The sequence below is a fragment of the Sphingomonas sp. genome (assembly GCF_039594485.1).
Classification (GTDB): Bacteria; Pseudomonadota; Alphaproteobacteria; order Sphingomonadales; family Sphingomonadaceae; genus Sphingomonas.
The window spans coordinates 94,476-110,265 of sequence record NZ_JBCNNI010000012.1 but is presented as its reverse complement, the minus strand read 5'-3'; the positions used below and the strand labels follow the sequence as shown (position 1 = coordinate 110,265).

Here is a 15,790-nt window from a genome sequence, read left to right as displayed (position 1 = left end):
CAATGGGTGATACGATCGCGGGGCCAATCGGGGGAGAGTTGGGGGCATGCGCAGTCGGTCGGCATGGGGCATGGCGATCATGCTGTGCGCGCTGCTGGAGAGCGGAGCCTTTGCACAGAAGGGGAATAGGGCGGGCGATGACACATCCGCCTTCCTGCCCCGCGGCAATATCGCCGCGCTGTTCGGGCCGGACACATACCCGCCCGAAGCGATGCGCGCCGGCGAGCAGGGACGCGTGGTCGCGAAACTGTCCGTGGACGCGACCGGCACGGTCACGAATTGTACGATCATCGAGTCCGTCTCGCCGTCGCTCGACGCGGCGACCTGTCGCGCGGTCCAGACCGGCAAGCCGATATTCAGACAGGTACGCGACCGGCGGGGCAAGGCGGTCGCCTTCCAATACACGCTGCCCGTTCGATGGAACTTGCCGGACCGCGAGCCGATGGTCGCTTCGGCCACCCGGTTCGACATCACCGTCGAAGGCGATGGGACGGTCAGCCGCTGCGAGGCCGCGATCCTCCCCTCGGGGACGATGCCGGCGGAGGGTCGGACGCAGACGTGCGCGGCGGCCGCACAGGGCATGAGTGTCGGGGTCGCGCAGAGAAATGGCGGAACCCCGCAGCGCTTTCGCGTGCTGATGCTGAAGGACACCAGCTTCGGCGATATGCCCCCGCTGACGGGAGCATGGCCGCAGGACATGCAGAAGCTCCATTTCTGGCAAACCGATTTCGATGTGGACCCGGCGGGCTATGCGGTGAACTGCACGATCCTTCAGCAGGTGGGTTTTGTGGACGTCGATGTCGCTCCCACGCCTTGTCGCCTGCGCCGTCGGTTCGATGTCGGCACCTCCGCGTCGCCCAAGGGGCATGAAATGGAGCGGATCGGATATCAGATTCTTCCGCCGTCCAAATAAAGGCTGGGATCGATTTCCCATCGGACCCGCCGATCCGTTTGCAACGGATGGACGCGCCGCGCGTATCTGCCTAAGACAAGTCTCGCATGAACCTGCTTCTGCTCCTCTCCGCCCTTTTGTCCGCGCTGACCGGCGTGGGCGCGAGCGCGCGTGGGCAGGAGGCGCGGAGCGTCGTCGCGGAATGCAGCATCGTCGCGGCGGCACAGCAGGCGGCCGTCGCGCGCGCCGCGACACGTCCGGTTCCCTCGCTGGCCACGCTGGTCGACAGCGCGGGGCTTTTGCCGCTGTACCGTGCGGTCACGCCGATGCCGATCATCGCGCCCTATACCGGCCGTCGGCGCGAATAGCGGACTGGCCCGGTGTCGGCGGTGGCCGGCGCCCTTCACGATCATCTTCGTCGCGCGCGCCGCTCCCAGGATGCGGCTGCGCCTTCCAACACCGTTTCAGTCAGGAAATCGCTTATGTTCGGCGGCCTCGCCAAGTCCCTGTTCGGCTCGTCCAACGACCGCTACATCAAGTCGCTTCGCCCCACGATCGCCAAGATCGCGGCATTCGAGCCCGAAATGGAGGCGATGACCGACGAGCAGCTTGCCGCGCAGACGGTCAAGTTCCGCGAACAGCTCGATCAGGGCGCGACGCTCGACAGCCTGCTGCCCGAAGCCTTCGCCACGGTGCGCGAAGCCGCGAAGCGGGTACTCGGCCAGCGTCACTATGACGTGCAGATGATCGGCGGCATCGTGCTGCACCGGGGCGAGATCGCCGAGATGCGCACCGGCGAGGGTAAGACGCTGGTCGCGACGCTCGCCACCTATCTGAACGCGCTGCCGGGCAAGGGCGTCCACGTCGTCACCGTCAACGACTATCTGGCCAGCCGTGACGCGGCGACCATGGGCCGCATCTATGGCTTTCTCGGGATGACCACCGGCACCATCATCCCGAACCTGGACGACGGACAGCGTCGCGCGGCCTATGAGGCCGACATCACCTATGGCACGAACAACGAGTTCGGCTTCGACTATCTGCGCGACAATATGAAGTATGAGCGTACGTCGATGGTGCAGCGCCCCTTCAACTACGCCATCGTCGACGAGGTCGACTCGATCCTGATCGACGAGGCGCGCACGCCGCTGATCATCTCGGGCCCGACCGACGACAAGTCGGAACTGTATATCAGCGTCGACGCGATCGTGAAGCAGCTCACCGCCGACGATTACGAGAAGGACGAGAAGCAGAAGTCGATCATCCTGACCGAGGACGGCACCGAGCGCGCCGAGCGCCTGCTGGAGGCCGCCGGACTGCTCCAGGGCGAAAATCTCTATGATTTCGAGAATACCCAGGTCGTCCATCACCTGAACCAGGCGCTGCGCGCGAACATGATGTTCAAGCGCGACACCGATTACATCGTCAAGGATGGCAAGGTCGTCATCATCGACGAGTTCACCGGCCGCATGATGGACGGGCGTCGCTGGTCGGAAGGGCTCCACCAGGCGGTCGAGGCGAAGGAGGGCGTCAATATCGAGCCCGAAAACCAGACCATGGCCTCGATCACCTTCCAGAATTATTTCCGCATGTACCCGAAGATTTCGGGCATGACCGGCACCGCCGCCACCGAAGCGGGCGAATTCTACGACATCTACAAGATCAACGTCGTCACCATCCCGACCAACCTGCCGATCGCGCGCGTCGACGAGGAGGACGAGTTCTACAAGAACACGCAGGACAAGTTCCTGGCGATCGCGAAGAAGATCCGCGACCACGCCGCCAAGGGCCAGCCGGTGCTGGTCGGCACCGTCTCGATCGAGAAGTCGGAACTGCTCAGCGAATTCCTGACCCAGGAAGGCGTGCCCCACAAGGTCCTGAACGCGCGCTATCACGAGATGGAAGCGCATATCGTGGCGCAGGCGGGCCGCCTGGGTGCCGTCACCATCGCCACCAATATGGCCGGCCGCGGAACCGATATTCAGCTGGGCGGCAACCTGGAATTCCGCATGCTCGACGAGCATCCCGAGCTGGTCGAGGGCACGCCGGAATATGAGGAAGCGGCGACCCGCATCCGCGGCGAGATCATCGCCGAAAAGCAGAAGGTGCTGGAGGCGGGCGGCCTGTTCGTGCTGGGCACCGAACGCCACGAAAGCCGCCGTATCGACAACCAGCTTCGCGGCCGTTCGGGGCGTCAGGGCGATCCGGGCCTGTCGCGCTTCTACCTCAGCCTCGACGACGATCTGCTCCGCATCTTCGGGCCGGACACGCTGTTCGCCAAGATGATGCGCAGCAATATCGAGGATGGCGAGGCGATCGGCAGCAAGTGGCTGACCAAGGCGATCGAAACCGCGCAGAAGAAGGTCGAGGCGCGAAACTACGACATCCGCAAGCAGGTCGTCGAATATGATGACGTGATGAACGACCAGCGCAAGGTCATCTACGAACAGCGCGCCGACATCATGGATGCGGAGACGGTGGGCGAGATGATCACCGACATGCGGGTCGAGACGGTCAACGCGATCGTGGGCAGCGCCTGCCCGCCCAACAGCTATCCCGAGCAATGGGATGTCGCGGGCATGAAGCAGCAGCTCAAGGATCTGCTCAACCTGGAGCCGCCGCTCGACGCGTGGCTGGCCGAGGAAGCGATCGACCCCGAAATCGTGCTGGAGCGCGTGACCGCCGAGGCCGACGCGATGGTCGAGGCCAAGGCCAAGGAACTGGAGCCCGAAACCTGGGCCAGTGTCGAAAAGTCGATCCTGCTCCAGAATCTCGACCATCACTGGAAGGAGCATCTGGCGACGCTCGACGCGCTGCGCCAGGTCGTTCATCTGCGCGCCTATGCACAGAAGACGCCGATCAACGAATATAAGCACGAGGCGTTTTCGCTGTTCCAGCGGATGCTCGACAATATCCGCGAGGATGTGACGCGCACCATCGCCTATGCCCAGTTCCAGATTCAGGCCCCGCCGGAACTCCCCGAACTGCCCGATTTCATCACCTCGCACTTCGATCCGTTCACCGGCGAGGACAATAGCAACGACTGGGATGCCGCCGCGCGTGGGCTGCTCCAGCCGCAAATGCCGCCGATGCAAATTCCGATGCCCGAAGGTGCGGACCTGGGCAGCGATCCGGCGCAATGGGAGGGGCGGGTCAACCGCAACGCGCCGTGTCCGTGCGGTTCGGGGCTGAAGTACAAGCATTGCCACGGGGCAGTGACGGTCTGATCCGTCGCCCCTGCGGTTCTGGCAAAAGGCGGTGGGCTTCGGCCCGCCGCCTTTTTTATGGCGCTGCGTTCGTTCGTCTGCCTTTGCCGGGATGGCGATCGGGGCACGTCGGACAGCGCGCGTTCAGCAACTCGGCGTCATCCTGCTTGGGCAGGGAGAAAGAGGGATGAGACACCAAGCGATTCTGGCCGCCGCGATCGTTGCGCTTCCGGCCGCTGCGTCTGCCCAGTTCACGCAGGTCGGGCCGCCCGCCGACATCGCCACCATGCCGAACCAGCCCAGTGTCCAGGCGGACCGCGCCGCCATTCGCCGATCGATCCGCGAGGGGCAGCGGAGCGGCGATATCTCCCGCGCCGAAGCGCGCTCCTTCCGGCGTGACGATGCGGCGATCGGATCGCTGGCGGACCGCTTTGCCGCTGATGGTCTGTCGCTCTTTGAAAAGGCCGAACTGCAAAGCCGGACCGAGGCGTTGCGCGGCATGGTCAATGCGCGCCGCGTGAGGGGCGACAAGCCCTGAGACGAAAAAGGGGCGGCCATCGCGCGATGGCCGCCCTCAAATTCGTCGGATGATGGTATCGCGAATTACTTCGGCATGACCACCGTCGGCCCGATCGTGCTGACGATCGCGCGCGCGTCGAAGGCGCGCAGATTGTCGCGCGGGATCGGACCCTTGCGCATCACCACCTCGGCGGTCGCTTCGTAGCGGTCGATGGTGTTGATATCCATGTTGTTGCCGAAGAACGGATCGCCCCAGAATGGATCCCAGCTACGCCAGCCAAAGCCGCGGCCATAATAGCGCCACGACGGGCCCCACCAGCCACCGCCCCAGCCACCGAAGCCGGGACCGAACGCGCCGGGGGTCGAATAGGTGCGCGAGCGCAGCTGCGTATCGCGATCGGCCATCACGAAATAGTCATAGCCATTGGCGAGCGTCAGCTCGGCCGCACGGAACAACAGATAGCGTTCGACCGTGTCGCGCGACGTCACGGTATTCCCCGCAAAGCTGACGATGAAGCGGCCCGGTTCGAGCTGCTGATCGGAATAGCCGGTGCGATAGAAGCCCGATCCCGTGGCGGGGCGGTAGGTGGTTTCGGTCGCGCATCCCGCGACCATCAGGGTGCTGGCGCCGAGCAGCGCGAGCGCGATCTTCCGACCGAATTGCATGGACACTTCTTCCTTTCCTTGCCGCCCGACCGGGCCGGACGGCAACAGCCCTGTAGCTGTTGCCCGTTTAGCCTATCTCGTCAAAACGGTCGATGAACGGTTTGGCTCCCGCGATGAATAGTGCGTCACATACCGGCCATATGGATTGCAATTTGCCGTTGATGCGCAGCGCGGCGGTGCTCGAACAAATAGATGCCCTGCCAGGTCCCTAGCGCCAGCCGTCCGCCGATCAGCGGGATCGACAGGTGAACGCCGGTCAGAATGGCACGCAGGTGCGCGGGCATGTCGTCGGGCCCTTCATCGTCATGGGCATAAGCGCGCGTATCTTCGGGCGCGAGTCGGGCGAAATAGGCAAGGATATCGGTCTTCACCTCGGGCGCGGCATTTTCCTGGATGATCAGCGAGGCCGAGGTGTGGCGGCAGAACAGGGTCAGCAGCCCCTCGTCCATGCCCTGTTCCGCTACCCAGCGCGTCACGGGGCGGGTGATCTCGGTCAGCCCCTGGCCATGGGTGTCGAACGAAAGAAGGGTGGTCGCCTGTCGCATGACCGATCAATGCCTCAGCCGCCGGATCGATGCCACCCGTCTCGCCGGAATTGAACACGAACTCCGCACATGCGTTGAGCGACATTGAGGAACAAGGAGAAACTCCCATGAAAGCCCCGCTGCTCGCCGCTCTCGCGGTCATGACCGTCGCCGCGCCGATCGCCGCCACCCCGGCGGTCGCCCAGGATCGCGATTATCGCTGGCATGGCGATCGCAACGATTGGGAACCGTCGCGAGATTACCGCCGCGGAAACCATCGTGAGCGTCGTCTGAACCGCGACGACCAGGTTTTCCGTGGCCGCGACGGCCGGACTTATTGCAAGCGCAATGACGGCACCACCGGGTTGGTGGTCGGTGCGGTCGGCGGCGGCGTGCTGGGCAATGTGATCGGCGGTGGTACGCTGGGCACGCTGCTGGGCGCGGGCGGCGGCGCGCTGCTCGGGCGTTCGATCGATCGTGGCAAGGTCCGCTGCCGGTAACGGCGCGACCCGGACGGGGCGGTGGTCGGATGGCCGCCGCCCTTTCCTGATGGAGGTCCGCGATCCAGAGGATGGCCAAGCCTGTCCGTCCTGCGCATGATGCGTCGGGGAGGGACTTGATGGCTTTCAATCTGAAATGCACGACGGCGCTGGCCGCTATTTTGCTCGCGGCCGGATGCAATCGCGCCAAGGCGGACGACAATTGGACCGCCGACAATGACACCGCGATCTGCACCGACGCGCAGGGCACGCGCCTGCCCGATGATCGCTGTCGCCAGAACAGGGTCGGCGGGGGCGCGGGTGCCTTCTGGTATTTTCTGGGACGCGGGCGCACCATTCCCTATTATGGCGAGAGGGCGACAGGTGGCACCTTCCGGCCCGCGCCCGGTATCCGCTATGCCGTTGCGCCCGCGGGCAGTGCGATGACCCGCTCGGCAGCGGTCAGCCGGGGCGGCTTCGGATCGTCGGCCCGCATCTTCGGCAGCGCGCACGCATGATCCGGCAGAGCCTGTCGCCCCGGCCCGACTGGCGCCACAAGGTCGAGGCGCTCGGCCTGATCTGGCACGACGGACCCGAACGGCCCTATTGGGACGAAAGCGCCTGCTACCGCTTCACGCGCGGCCAGATCGATCGGATCGAGGCCGCGACTGCGGAGCTTTACCGGCTGTTCCTGGCGGCGGGCGAGGCGGTGGTCAGCGAACCCCGCCTGCTGGCGCGATTCGGCATCCCGCCGGTCTTTCACGATCCCATTCGCGAAGCCTGGGAGGCCGAGCCGCCCGCGCTCAATTTCGGGCGGTTCGACCTGGGGTTCGACGGGCGGGACGCGCCCAGGCTGTTCGAGTTCAATTGCGACACGCCGACTGCGTTGCTGGAGGCCGCGGTCGTGCAATGGGCGTGGAAGGAAGAGTGTTTTCCCGCGCTCGACCAGTTCAACAGCCTGCATGAGGCGCTGGTTGCGCGCTGGAGCGAACTGGCCCCCGATCTGCCCGCGACGCTGCATGTCGCGCATGTCGCCGATCAGGCGGGCGAGGATGCGATCACCGCCGCCTATCTGCGCGATACCGCCGAGGGTGCCGGGATCGCCACCGTGCCCATCCTGATGGATGCCATCGGGTGGCACCATGACGATCACTGCTTCGTCGATGAAGGCGATATGCGGATCGAGGCGCTGTTCAAGCTCTACCCTTGGGAGTGGCTGGTCCACGAGGAATTCGCCCCGCATCTGCTCGACAATCTCGAACGCGGCGATCTCGTCTGGATCGAGCCGATCTGGAAGATGCTCTGGTCGAACAAGGCGATCCTGCCGGTGCTATGGGATCTGTTTCCCGGTCACCCCAATCTGCTGCCCGCCAGCTTCACCGTTCCGGCGGGCGATGCGGTCGCCAAGCCGCTCTTGTCGCGAGAGGGGGCGAATGTCTCGATTCGCCGGGCGGGCGCGATCATTGCGGAGACGGCGGGGGAGTATGGTGAGGAGGGCTATGTCTATCAGTCGCTCTACCGCCTGCCCGAGATGGCGCCGGGATGCTTTCCGGTGCTGGGAAGCTGGGTGGTCGACGGCGCGCCGGTGGGGATGGGAATCCGCGAGGATGGGTTGATCACCTCGAACACCGCGCGGTTCGTTCCGCATGTGATCGACGGCTGATCCGTCCTGGTTGGCGCTGTCTGGGAAGAGACAGCGCCGGTGGCTCCCTGAGTAGGATTCGAACCTACGGCCGCTCGATTAACAGTCGAGAGCTCTACCGCTGAGCTATCAGGGAATGTACCGGCGCTGTGGAGGGGCTCTATATAGGGCTCGAAAAAAGCCGCAACCCCTTTTCTGACGGTTTTTCGATGCTTCATCCGCCAAAGCTGTGGATAATTCGTCCGGTCAGGCGACGAACTGCTCCATGGTGATGCGATCGTCCAGCGCATGTTCGGGGTCGAACATCAGGGTCAGTTCGCGCGAGCGGTCCATGCAGATGTCGACCTGCGCCACGTCGCGCACCTCGCGCTGGTCGGCGACGGCCGAGACGGGGCGCTTGCCCGGATCGAGCACGCGGATCGAGATGCGCGCCTTGTCGGGCAGGATCGCGCCGCGCCAGCGTCGGGGGCGGAAGGGGCTTATCGGGGTGAGCGCGATCAGGGCCGATCCCAGCGGCAGGATCGGCCCCTGCGCCGAGAAATTATAGGCCGTCGACCCGGCGGGCGTCGCGGCGAGGATCCCGTCACAGGCCAGTTCGGGCAGGACGATGCGTCCATTGACCATCACCTCCAGCTTCGCGGTCTGGCGGGTTTCGCGCAGCAGCGAAACCTCGTTGATCGCGGGCAGAGTGTGGACCCTTCCGTCGATCCCGGTCGCGGTCATCGTCAGCGGGGTGACGCGGAAGGGCTTGGCGCGGGACAGCCGGTCCTCCAGCCCATAGCTGCGCCATTCGTTCATCAGGAAGCCGACGGTGCCCAGGTTCATCCCGAACACCGGCACCGCGCCGCGTCGCCGCTCCAGCATGCGGTGCAGGGTCTGGAGCATGAAGCCGTCCCCCCCCAGTGCGATGACATAATCGGCTTCGTCGAAATCGACCCAATCGGCGCTCTGGGCCAGATCGGCGGCGGCGGCCTGTGCGGGCGCGGTGGGCGAGGCGACCAGCGCCCGCCGGACGGGAATCGTCATCCGCCGGTCACGCTCATATGCCGCGCCACCGCCGGAGCCGCGCCCGTTTCGATCCGGAAATCATGCCGGGCGGGCTTGGCCGCGAGCCCGGCGTCGATCGCCGCGTCCAGCCCTGCGATACCGCCGTCGCGCAGGGCGGCCTTCAAATCCACCTGATCCTCATGCCCCAGACACATATACAGCTTGCCTTCGGTCGTCAGCCTTACGCGGTTGCAACCGTCGCAAAAATTCGCGGTCAGGGGCGAGATCAGGCCGAGCCGCGTGGTCGTGCCCTCGACCTGCCAATAGCGGGCGGGGCCCCCCGTCCGATGCCCGGCGCGCGCAAGGGAGAAGCGCGTGGACAGATCGTCGAATATCTGGGTGAGCGGGAGGAAACGGTCGACCCGATCCTCATCGATCGCGCCCAGGGGCATGGTTTCGATCAGCGACAGGTCCAGCCCCTCGGCGACGCACCATGCGAGCATCGCGGCGATCTCGTCCTCGTTCAGCCCCTTGAGCGCGACCATGTTGATCTTGATCGCCAGCCCGGCGTCGCGCGCGGTCAATATGCCGCGGATCACCTGGTCCACGTCGCCATGACGTGTGATGTAGCGGAACCGGTCGGGATCGCGGCTGTCTAGGCTGACATTGATGCGGCGCACACCTGCGTCGACCAGCGCTTCGGCATGTTCGGCCAGGCGGGTGCCATTGGTGGTCATGGTGAGTTCGTCGAGCCCTTGCCCGACATGGCCGCCCAGCCGCCGGACCAGATCGGCGACATCGCGCCGCACCAGCGGCTCGCCACCCGACAGGCGGATGCGGGTGACGCCGCGCGCGATGAAGCGTTCGGCGATGATCGCAATCTCGTCGAGGCTCAGCAGCTTGGCGCGCGGCAGGAAGGTCATCTGCTCGGCCATGCAATAGCGGCATCGCAGGTCGCACCGATCGGTCACCGAGATCCGCAAATAACGGATTGTGCGGCCGTGCTGATCGATCAGCGAGCCGGTGGTCGAGGCAGAGGCACAAGCCATTGTCATTGAGGTAGCCCCATGCCGGGACGGCGACAAGATGGATAGACGTTGGTGATCCAGATCCGTGTCGATAGAATGCTCGAATGACGCAGGAAGAGTTCGGATTTAATGCCCACCGTGGAGGAACGGCGGTCTTCACGGTTTCGTTCCACGCTCCTGCTTCCCATGACGCGGCATCCGCGCTGGACCATGGTTCGCCCCCACCGCGACTGGACGAGGCCGTGATCCGGGCGGGCTGGGCGATCTGGTCGATGGCGCCGGGCGAGGGCGATCCGCCAGCCGGGGATACGCTGGTCGCTTCCTTCCTGGCCAGCGAGGCGCGGGTCGCGCTGATCGACGCGTCGGGACCGGGCGATGACGGGCTTCGCGCGGTACAGGCGCTGGGCGCGGTGATCGCGGCGACCGGCTCGGCCATGCTGGTCGCGGTGCCCGATACGATGGCCGAGACGCTGAACGCCTTCGTTTCGGCGGGGGCCACCCATATCCTGCCGCCGGGGGTGGACGATCCGATGATCCATGCCACCGTCAGGCTCGCCGAGCGTCATGCGCGGCGGACGCTCGACGTACGGCGGCGGCGCAGCCATGCGGGCGGCGAGGTGGGCGAGGTCCATCGCTGGATCGCCGATGTGATCGGCCGGGATCACGGATGCATCGCGATCATCGTGTCGCTGTCGCGGCTGGACCTGATCAACGCGGCGCATGGCCGCCCGGCGGGCAACATGCTGCTGCGCGCGGTCGAGGCGCGGATGCAGACGGTGGCGGCCCAGGCGTTCGGCGATGACGCGATCGTGGCGCGGTCGGGCGGTTCGGAGTTCGTGATGGCGGGGCGGGCCGGGCCGGGCCGGGCGCGCGGCATCGCCGAGGCGCTGGAGGCGCTGCTGGCCCTGCCGTTCCAGGCGGGGGCGGTGCCGATCCGGTTGGGCGTCCGCCTGGGGCTGGCGGAGCATCGGCCGGGCGAGGATCCCGGCTCGTTGCTGGCGCGCGCGGCCGAAGCGCTGGGACAGGCGCGGGCGAGCGACGGTGCGATGCTGCGCTTTGCCCATCCCGGCAATGTCGCACCGCTCGATGTGCTGGGCGCGGACCTGCATCATGCGATCGAGCGCGGCGAGATCGACGTGGTCTTCCAGCCGCAGGTCGCGATCAGGACGGGGCGGATCACCGGGGTCGAGGCGCTGGCGCGCTGGCGGCATCCGACGCTGGGGGCGCTGGGTGCCGACCCGCTGTTCGCCGCCGCCGAGCGCGCCGATCTTGGGCTGGCATTGTCGGACCATATCCAGCAGATCGCGTTGCACCGGGCGGCGAAATGGCCGGCCTCGCTGTCCCATCTTCGCCTGTCGGTCAACATCACCGCGGCCGATGTCGGGCGCGCGGGGTTCGCCCGGATCTTCCTTGATCGGGTGGCCGCGAGCGGTTTCCCGATCGAGCGGCTGACCGCAGAGATCACCGAAACGGGCCTGATCAGCGAACTGGACCGCGCCGCGACCGTGCTCGACAGCTTGCGCGGCGCGGGCGTGCGGGTGGCGATCGACGATTTCGGTACCGGCTATTCCAGCCTCGCCTATCTCACCAGCCTGCCCATCGACTATATCAAGCTCGACCGCGCGCTCGTGGCCGAGGTCGACGGATCGAAGCGGGACCGGATCGTGGTGCGCGGCATCATCCGCATCGCCAACCAGCTCGGCATGGGCATCGTCGCGGAGGGCGTGGAAACGCGCGAGCAGGCGCAACTGCTGGGGCGGCTGGGCTGCGAAACCTATCAGGGATTCCTGCGCGCCGCGCCTCTCGACGAGGCTGCGCTGCTCGCCATGGTAGAAGAGGAGATGGCATGCGCCGATTGATGACGCTGGCGACGATCGCGCTGGCCCCCATTGCCGTTCACGCGGCCGCGCCCGCCGCCGATCCGGCCGAGGCGGGCATCCGCGCAGCGATGCTGGCCAGCGCGGCCGGATGGAACGCGAATGATCTCGACCGCTTCATGGCCATCTATGCGCCCGATGCCGTCTTCGTCGGGCGCAAGGGGCTGATCCGGGGCAAGGCGGCGATCGCCGACAATTACCGGGCGAGCTTTGCCGGAAGCACGAACAGCCGGGGAACGCTCCGTTTCGAGTTTCTCGACCTCAAGCGGATCGGCGAGCGTCGCATCCTGTTCGCACGCTGGATATTGTCGGGCGGCGCGAAGGAGGAAAGCGGGATGACGAGCCTCGTCTTCGAGCGCCGCGCCGATGGGTGGAAGATCGTCTCCGACCACAGCAGTTGAGGGGCGGGGAACCGTCCCTCTCCCATCCGGCGGAGCGGAGTGGCGGACGGGCCGTCAGCCCGCCGCCTTCGCCAGCCCCTTCGACAGTTGCAGCGCGCCGTGCAGCCGCGCCTTGGCATCGGGCCAGGCGCGGTTGAGCACCAGCTTGCCGTCGGGGCGCAGCTTGGCCAATTCGCCCAGCCGCTCGACATAGGCGAACAGCCCGTCGACATTGGCCGGACGATTGTCGTGGAACGCGACCAGCACGCCGCGCGGCCCAACATCCATCTTGGCGATGCAGGCCTTTTTGGCGTTCAGCTTGATCTTGATGACCTGGATGAGGTTGTCGGTCGCCTCGGGCAGGGGGCCGAAGCGGTCGATCATCTCGGCGGCGAACTCCTCCACTTCCCTGTTCTTTTCCAGATCGTTGAGGCGGCGATACAGCCCCATGCGCAGGTCGAGATCGGGGACGTAATCATCCGGGATCAGGATCGGCGCATCGACGGTGATCTGCGGTGAGAAGTCACGCTTTTTCTCGAACGCGCCGCCCGCCTTGGCCTCCAGGATCGCCTCTTCCAGCATCGACTGGTAAAGTTCGTAGCCGACCTCCTTGATATGCCCCGACTGTTCGTCGCCGAGCAGGTTGCCAGCACCTCGAATGTCGAGGTCGTGGCTGGCTAGCTGGAACCCCGCGCCCAGCGAATCCAGGTCGGACAGCACCTTCAGCCTTTTCTCCGCCGCCTCGGTCATCATCCGTTCGGGCGGGGTGACCATATAGGCATAGGCGCGCGTCTTCGACCGGCCGACCCGCCCGCGCAACTGATAGAGCTGGGCCAAGCCGAAACGGTCGGCGCGGTTGACGATCATCGTATTGGCGGAGGGAATGTCGATGCCGCTCTCGATGATGGTGGTCGACACCAGCACCTCGAACTTGCGGTCGTAGAAGGCGGACATGCGCTCCTCGACCTCGGTGGGCGACATCTGGCCGTGCGCGACGACATAGCGGACCTCGGGCACCTCCTTGCGCAGATACTCCTCGATATCGGGCAAATCGGCGACGCGCGGGGTGACGAGGAAGCTCTGCCCGCCGCGATAATGTTCGCGCAGCAGCGCCTCGCGCAGCACCACCGGGTCCCAGGGCATGACATAGGTGCGCACCGCCAGCCGATCGACCGGCGGGGTCTGGATCACGGACAGTTCGCGCAAGCCCGACATCGCCATTTGCAGCGTGCGCGGGATCGGCGTGGCGGTCAGCGTCAGCATATGGACATCGGCCTTCAGCGCCTTCAGCCGTTCCTTGTGGGTGACGCCGAACCGCTGTTCCTCATCGACGATGACGAGGCCGAGCCGCTTGAACTCGACATTCTTCGCCAGCAGCGCATGGGTGCCGACGACGATGTCGATGTCGCCCGACGCCGCGCCGTCCTTGACCTTCTTCGCCTCGGTCGCGGTGACGAGGCGGGAGAGGCGGCCGATCTTGATCGGAAAGCCCTCGAACCGCTGGACGAAGTTGTTGTAATGCTGGCGGGCAAGCAGCGTGGTCGGGCAGACCACCGCCACCTGCATCCCCGCCATCGCCGCGACGAAGGCGGCGCGCAGCGCCACTTCGGTCTTGCCGAAGCCGACATCGCCGACGACCAGCCGGTCCATCGGCTTGCCTGCGGTCAGGTCGCCCAGCACATCGTCGATGGCGCGATCCTGATCGTCGGTTTCCTCATAGGGGAAGCGGTCGACGAACGCCGGATAGCCCGCGCTGTCGGGCTCGGCCACTTCGCCGGGGCGCAGCGCGCGTTCGGCGGCGGTGGCGATCAGCTCACCCGCGATCTCGCGGATGCGCTCCTTCATCTTCGACTTGCGCCGCTGCCACGCCTCACCGCCCAGGCGGTCGAGCGTCGCGCCATCCTCGCCCGAGCCGTAGCGGGTCAGGACTTCGAGATTCTCGACCGGCACATAGAGCTTGTCGCCGCCCGCATAGGAGAGCGCGACGCAGTCATGCGGGCTCTTGCCCACGGGAATCGAGGTCAGCCCCTCATAGCGACCGATGCCATGGTCCGAGTGCACCACCAGGTCGCCCGGCGAAAGCGTCGCCAGTTCGGCCAGGAAGGCATCGGCCGACTTGCGTCGCTTCTGCCGCCGGACCAGCCGGTCGCCCAGCATGTCCTGCTCGGTCAGCACCGCGATGCCCGGCGCGGTGAAGCCATGGTCGAGCGGCAGGACGACGAGTGCGACGCCGAAGCTTTTCGACGTATCGGCGATGCCTAGCGCTTCCTGCCAGGTTTCGGCGGCCTTGGCGCCCTTCAGGCCATGGTCCTTGAGCAGGCTGCCGAGCCGTTCGCGCGCGCCGTTGGAATAGCTGGCGAGGACGGGCTTGCGGCCTTCCTTGCGCAAGGCCTCGACGTGATCGACCACCGCCTCATAGATATTGGCGTGCGCCGCGCGTTCGGGGGCGAAGTCGCGTGCACCGTCCACCTCGAAATCGAGGACGGCCGCGCTTTCCGGTTCGTGAAAGGGCGAGACGAGATGCGCGGTCGAGGCCTCCAGCCCGGCTTCCCATTCTTTCGGGGCCAGATAGAGCGATTTGGCGGGCAGCGGCCGGAAGCTGCCGGGCTGGGCGGCTTCGGCGCGCTTGCGGTTTTCGTAATAGTCGGCGATCGCGTCGAACCGGCCGCTCGCCGCCGCCGCGACGCCGCTGTCGCGCACTACCACGGCCCCGTCGCCCAGATGGTCGAACAGCGTCGACAGCTTCTCCTCGAACAGCGGCAGCCAATGTTCCATGCCCGCCATGCGCCGCCCCTCCGACACCGCCTGATAGAGCGGGTCGCCGGTCGCGGTCGCGCCGAAGGTCTCGCGATAGCGGGTGCGGAAGCGCTTGATCGATTCCTCGTCGAGCAGCGCTTCGGAGGCAGGAAGCAGGGTAAAGCCTTCGATCCGCCCCGTCGTCCGCTGGTCGGCGGGGTCGAAGGTGCGGACGCTTTCGATCTCGTCGCCGAAAAAGTCGAGGCGGAGTGCCTGTTCCTCGCCGCTGGGGAACAGGTCGACCAAGCCGCCGCGCACCGCGAATTCGCCTTGGTCGTGCACCGTCTCGGTACGGACATAGCCGTTCGCCTGGAGCAGCGTCGACAGCTTCTCCAGCCCGATCCGCTCGCCGGGGGCCAGACGCGCGACCAGTTGCCGGATGCGGAACGGCGTCAGCACCCGCTGGGTCGCGGCATTGGCGGTGGTCAGGACCAATTGCGGCGTCTTCGGCTTGGCCTGCAATCGGTGCAGCCCTGCGATCCGTTCCGCCATGACGCGCAAGGTCGGCGAGGCGCGGTCATAGGGCAGGCAGTCCCAGGCCGGGATCTGCATCACCTCCAGCTCCGGCGCGAAATAGGTCGCGGTGGAAGCGAGTTCGCGCATCTGTGCTTCGTCGGCGCAGATGAACACCGCGCGCGTCGTCGCGGCGCGCGACAGGTCGGCGAGCAGCACCGGCAGGAACCCCGCCGGAACACCCGACAGGGTCAGCGGGCTCTTGGCGGACAGGATCGTCTTGATATCGGGCATGGGGTTCCGAAACTGGGAGATATAGGCGGTTGAACGTCCGCGCAGGG

Annotated in this window: 14 protein-coding genes and 1 tRNA gene; 9 read left to right on the top strand and 6 right to left on the bottom strand. The window is 66.2% G+C overall.

Going from position 1 to position 15,790, the window contains the following annotated elements:
* Positions 1-46 precede the first annotated feature (46 nt).
* The 4 genes from ABDV78_RS08230 (at position 47) to ABDV78_RS08215 (ending at position 4,636) form a co-directional block, all read left to right on the top strand.
* Entirely contained in the window at positions 47-913 is an 867-nt protein-coding gene (locus ABDV78_RS08230) for an energy transducer TonB (protein ID WP_343526888.1), read from the top strand.
* An 86-nt stretch (positions 914-999) separates the two neighbouring features.
* Entirely contained in the window at positions 1,000-1,260 is a 261-nt protein-coding gene (locus tag ABDV78_RS08225) for a hypothetical protein (RefSeq protein ID WP_343526887.1), read from the top strand.
* 114 nt (positions 1,261-1,374) lie between these two features.
* Positions 1,375-4,119 (top strand): preprotein translocase subunit SecA, encoded by a 2,745-nt coding sequence (gene secA, locus ABDV78_RS08220; RefSeq protein WP_343526886.1) that lies wholly within the window; start codon positions 1,375-1,377, stop codon positions 4,117-4,119.
* 166 nt (positions 4,120-4,285) lie between these two features.
* Positions 4,286-4,636, top strand: a complete 351-nt coding sequence (locus ABDV78_RS08215) for a hypothetical protein (protein WP_343526885.1) — start codon at positions 4,286-4,288, stop codon at positions 4,634-4,636.
* A gap of 65 nt (positions 4,637-4,701) precedes the next feature.
* Here ABDV78_RS08215 and ABDV78_RS08210 read toward each other — a convergent pair whose 3' ends face one another.
* Entirely contained in the window at positions 4,702-5,283 is a 582-nt protein-coding gene (locus ABDV78_RS08210; RefSeq protein ID WP_058751374.1) for a hypothetical protein, read from the bottom strand.
* Between the two features lie 125 nt (positions 5,284-5,408).
* Positions 5,409-5,828 carry a secondary thiamine-phosphate synthase enzyme YjbQ gene (locus tag ABDV78_RS08205; RefSeq protein WP_343526884.1) on the bottom strand — a complete coding sequence of 140 codons (420 nt, stop codon included), beginning with the start codon at positions 5,826-5,828 and terminating at the stop codon, positions 5,409-5,411.
* A 107-nt stretch (positions 5,829-5,935) separates the two neighbouring features.
* Between ABDV78_RS08205 and ABDV78_RS08200 the strand changes: the two genes are divergently transcribed.
* From ABDV78_RS08200 to ABDV78_RS08190, 3 genes are all read left to right on the top strand, one after another.
* Entirely contained in the window at positions 5,936-6,307 is a 372-nt protein-coding gene (locus tag ABDV78_RS08200; protein WP_343526883.1) for a glycine zipper 2TM domain-containing protein, read from the top strand.
* 119 nt (positions 6,308-6,426) lie between these two features.
* Positions 6,427-6,804, top strand: a complete 378-nt coding sequence (locus ABDV78_RS08195) for a hypothetical protein (protein ID WP_343526882.1) — start codon at positions 6,427-6,429, stop codon at positions 6,802-6,804.
* Positions 6,801-7,949: a glutathionylspermidine synthase family protein gene (locus tag ABDV78_RS08190; protein WP_343526880.1), complete on the top strand. Its 1,149-nt coding sequence runs from the start codon at positions 6,801-6,803 to the stop codon at positions 7,947-7,949. The genes ABDV78_RS08195 and ABDV78_RS08190 overlap by 4 nt, the downstream gene beginning before the upstream one ends.
* A gap of 40 nt (positions 7,950-7,989) precedes the next feature.
* Here ABDV78_RS08190 and ABDV78_RS08185 read toward each other — a convergent pair.
* From ABDV78_RS08185 to moaA, 3 genes are all read right to left on the bottom strand, one after another.
* Positions 7,990-8,064: transfer RNA gene (locus ABDV78_RS08185), tRNA-Asn, on the bottom strand.
* A gap of 110 nt (positions 8,065-8,174) precedes the next feature.
* Positions 8,175-8,954: an NAD kinase gene (locus ABDV78_RS08180; protein WP_343526879.1), complete on the bottom strand. Its 780-nt coding sequence runs from the start codon at positions 8,952-8,954 to the stop codon at positions 8,175-8,177.
* A complete protein-coding gene (gene moaA / locus ABDV78_RS08175) occupies positions 8,951-9,964 on the bottom strand; it encodes a GTP 3',8-cyclase MoaA (RefSeq protein ID WP_343526878.1) in 1,014 nt (337 codons plus the stop codon). Before moaA ends, ABDV78_RS08180 begins: the two co-directional genes overlap by 4 nt.
* 83 nt (positions 9,965-10,047) lie before the next feature.
* Between moaA and ABDV78_RS08170 the strand changes: the two genes are divergently transcribed.
* Together ABDV78_RS08170 and ABDV78_RS08165 are read left to right on the top strand one after the other, a co-directional pair.
* On the top strand, positions 10,048-11,802 hold the full coding sequence (locus ABDV78_RS08170; protein WP_343526877.1) for a GGDEF domain-containing phosphodiesterase: 1,755 nt from the start codon (positions 10,048-10,050) through the stop codon (positions 11,800-11,802).
* A complete protein-coding gene (locus tag ABDV78_RS08165) occupies positions 11,790-12,221 on the top strand; it encodes a DUF4440 domain-containing protein (RefSeq protein WP_343526876.1) in 432 nt (143 codons plus the stop codon). Before ABDV78_RS08170 ends, ABDV78_RS08165 begins: the two co-directional genes overlap by 13 nt.
* A 54-nt stretch (positions 12,222-12,275) precedes the next feature.
* On the opposite strand, the gene mfd is transcribed toward ABDV78_RS08165, so the two are convergent.
* Entirely contained in the window at positions 12,276-15,743 is a 3,468-nt protein-coding gene (gene mfd, locus ABDV78_RS08160) for a transcription-repair coupling factor (protein WP_343526875.1), read from the bottom strand.
* Positions 15,744-15,790: the final 47 nt, after the last annotated feature.

Excerpts from the sequence above, each read along its gene's own strand:
- ABDV78_RS08210 (WP_058751374.1), bottom strand. The coding sequence starts at position 5,283 with ATGCAATTCGGTCGGAAGATCGCGCTCGCGCTGCTCGGCGCCAGCACC.
- ABDV78_RS08180 (WP_343526879.1), bottom strand. The coding sequence starts at position 8,954 with ATGACGATTCCCGTCCGGCGGGCGCTGGTCGCCTCGCCCACCGCGCCC.
- ABDV78_RS08190 (WP_343526880.1), top strand. The coding sequence starts at position 6,801 with ATGATCCGGCAGAGCCTGTCGCCCCGGCCCGACTGGCGCCACAAGGTC.
- ABDV78_RS08225 (WP_343526887.1), top strand. The coding sequence starts at position 1,000 with ATGAACCTGCTTCTGCTCCTCTCCGCCCTTTTGTCCGCGCTGACCGGC.
- ABDV78_RS08200 (WP_343526883.1), top strand. The coding sequence starts at position 5,936 with ATGAAAGCCCCGCTGCTCGCCGCTCTCGCGGTCATGACCGTCGCCGCG.
- secA (WP_343526886.1), top strand. The coding sequence starts at position 1,375 with ATGTTCGGCGGCCTCGCCAAGTCCCTGTTCGGCTCGTCCAACGACCGC.
- ABDV78_RS08215 (WP_343526885.1), top strand. The coding sequence starts at position 4,286 with ATGAGACACCAAGCGATTCTGGCCGCCGCGATCGTTGCGCTTCCGGCC.
- moaA (WP_343526878.1), bottom strand. The coding sequence starts at position 9,964 with ATGGCTTGTGCCTCTGCCTCGACCACCGGCTCGCTGATCGATCAGCAC.
- ABDV78_RS08230 (WP_343526888.1), top strand. The coding sequence starts at position 47 with ATGCGCAGTCGGTCGGCATGGGGCATGGCGATCATGCTGTGCGCGCTG.
- ABDV78_RS08165 (WP_343526876.1), top strand. The coding sequence starts at position 11,790 with ATGCGCCGATTGATGACGCTGGCGACGATCGCGCTGGCCCCCATTGCC.
- ABDV78_RS08205 (WP_343526884.1), bottom strand. The coding sequence starts at position 5,828 with ATGCGACAGGCGACCACCCTTCTTTCGTTCGACACCCATGGCCAGGGG.
- ABDV78_RS08170 (WP_343526877.1), top strand. The coding sequence starts at position 10,048 with ATGACGCAGGAAGAGTTCGGATTTAATGCCCACCGTGGAGGAACGGCG.
- ABDV78_RS08195 (WP_343526882.1), top strand. The coding sequence starts at position 6,427 with ATGGCTTTCAATCTGAAATGCACGACGGCGCTGGCCGCTATTTTGCTC.
- mfd (WP_343526875.1), bottom strand. The coding sequence starts at position 15,743 with ATGCCCGATATCAAGACGATCCTGTCCGCCAAGAGCCCGCTGACCCTG.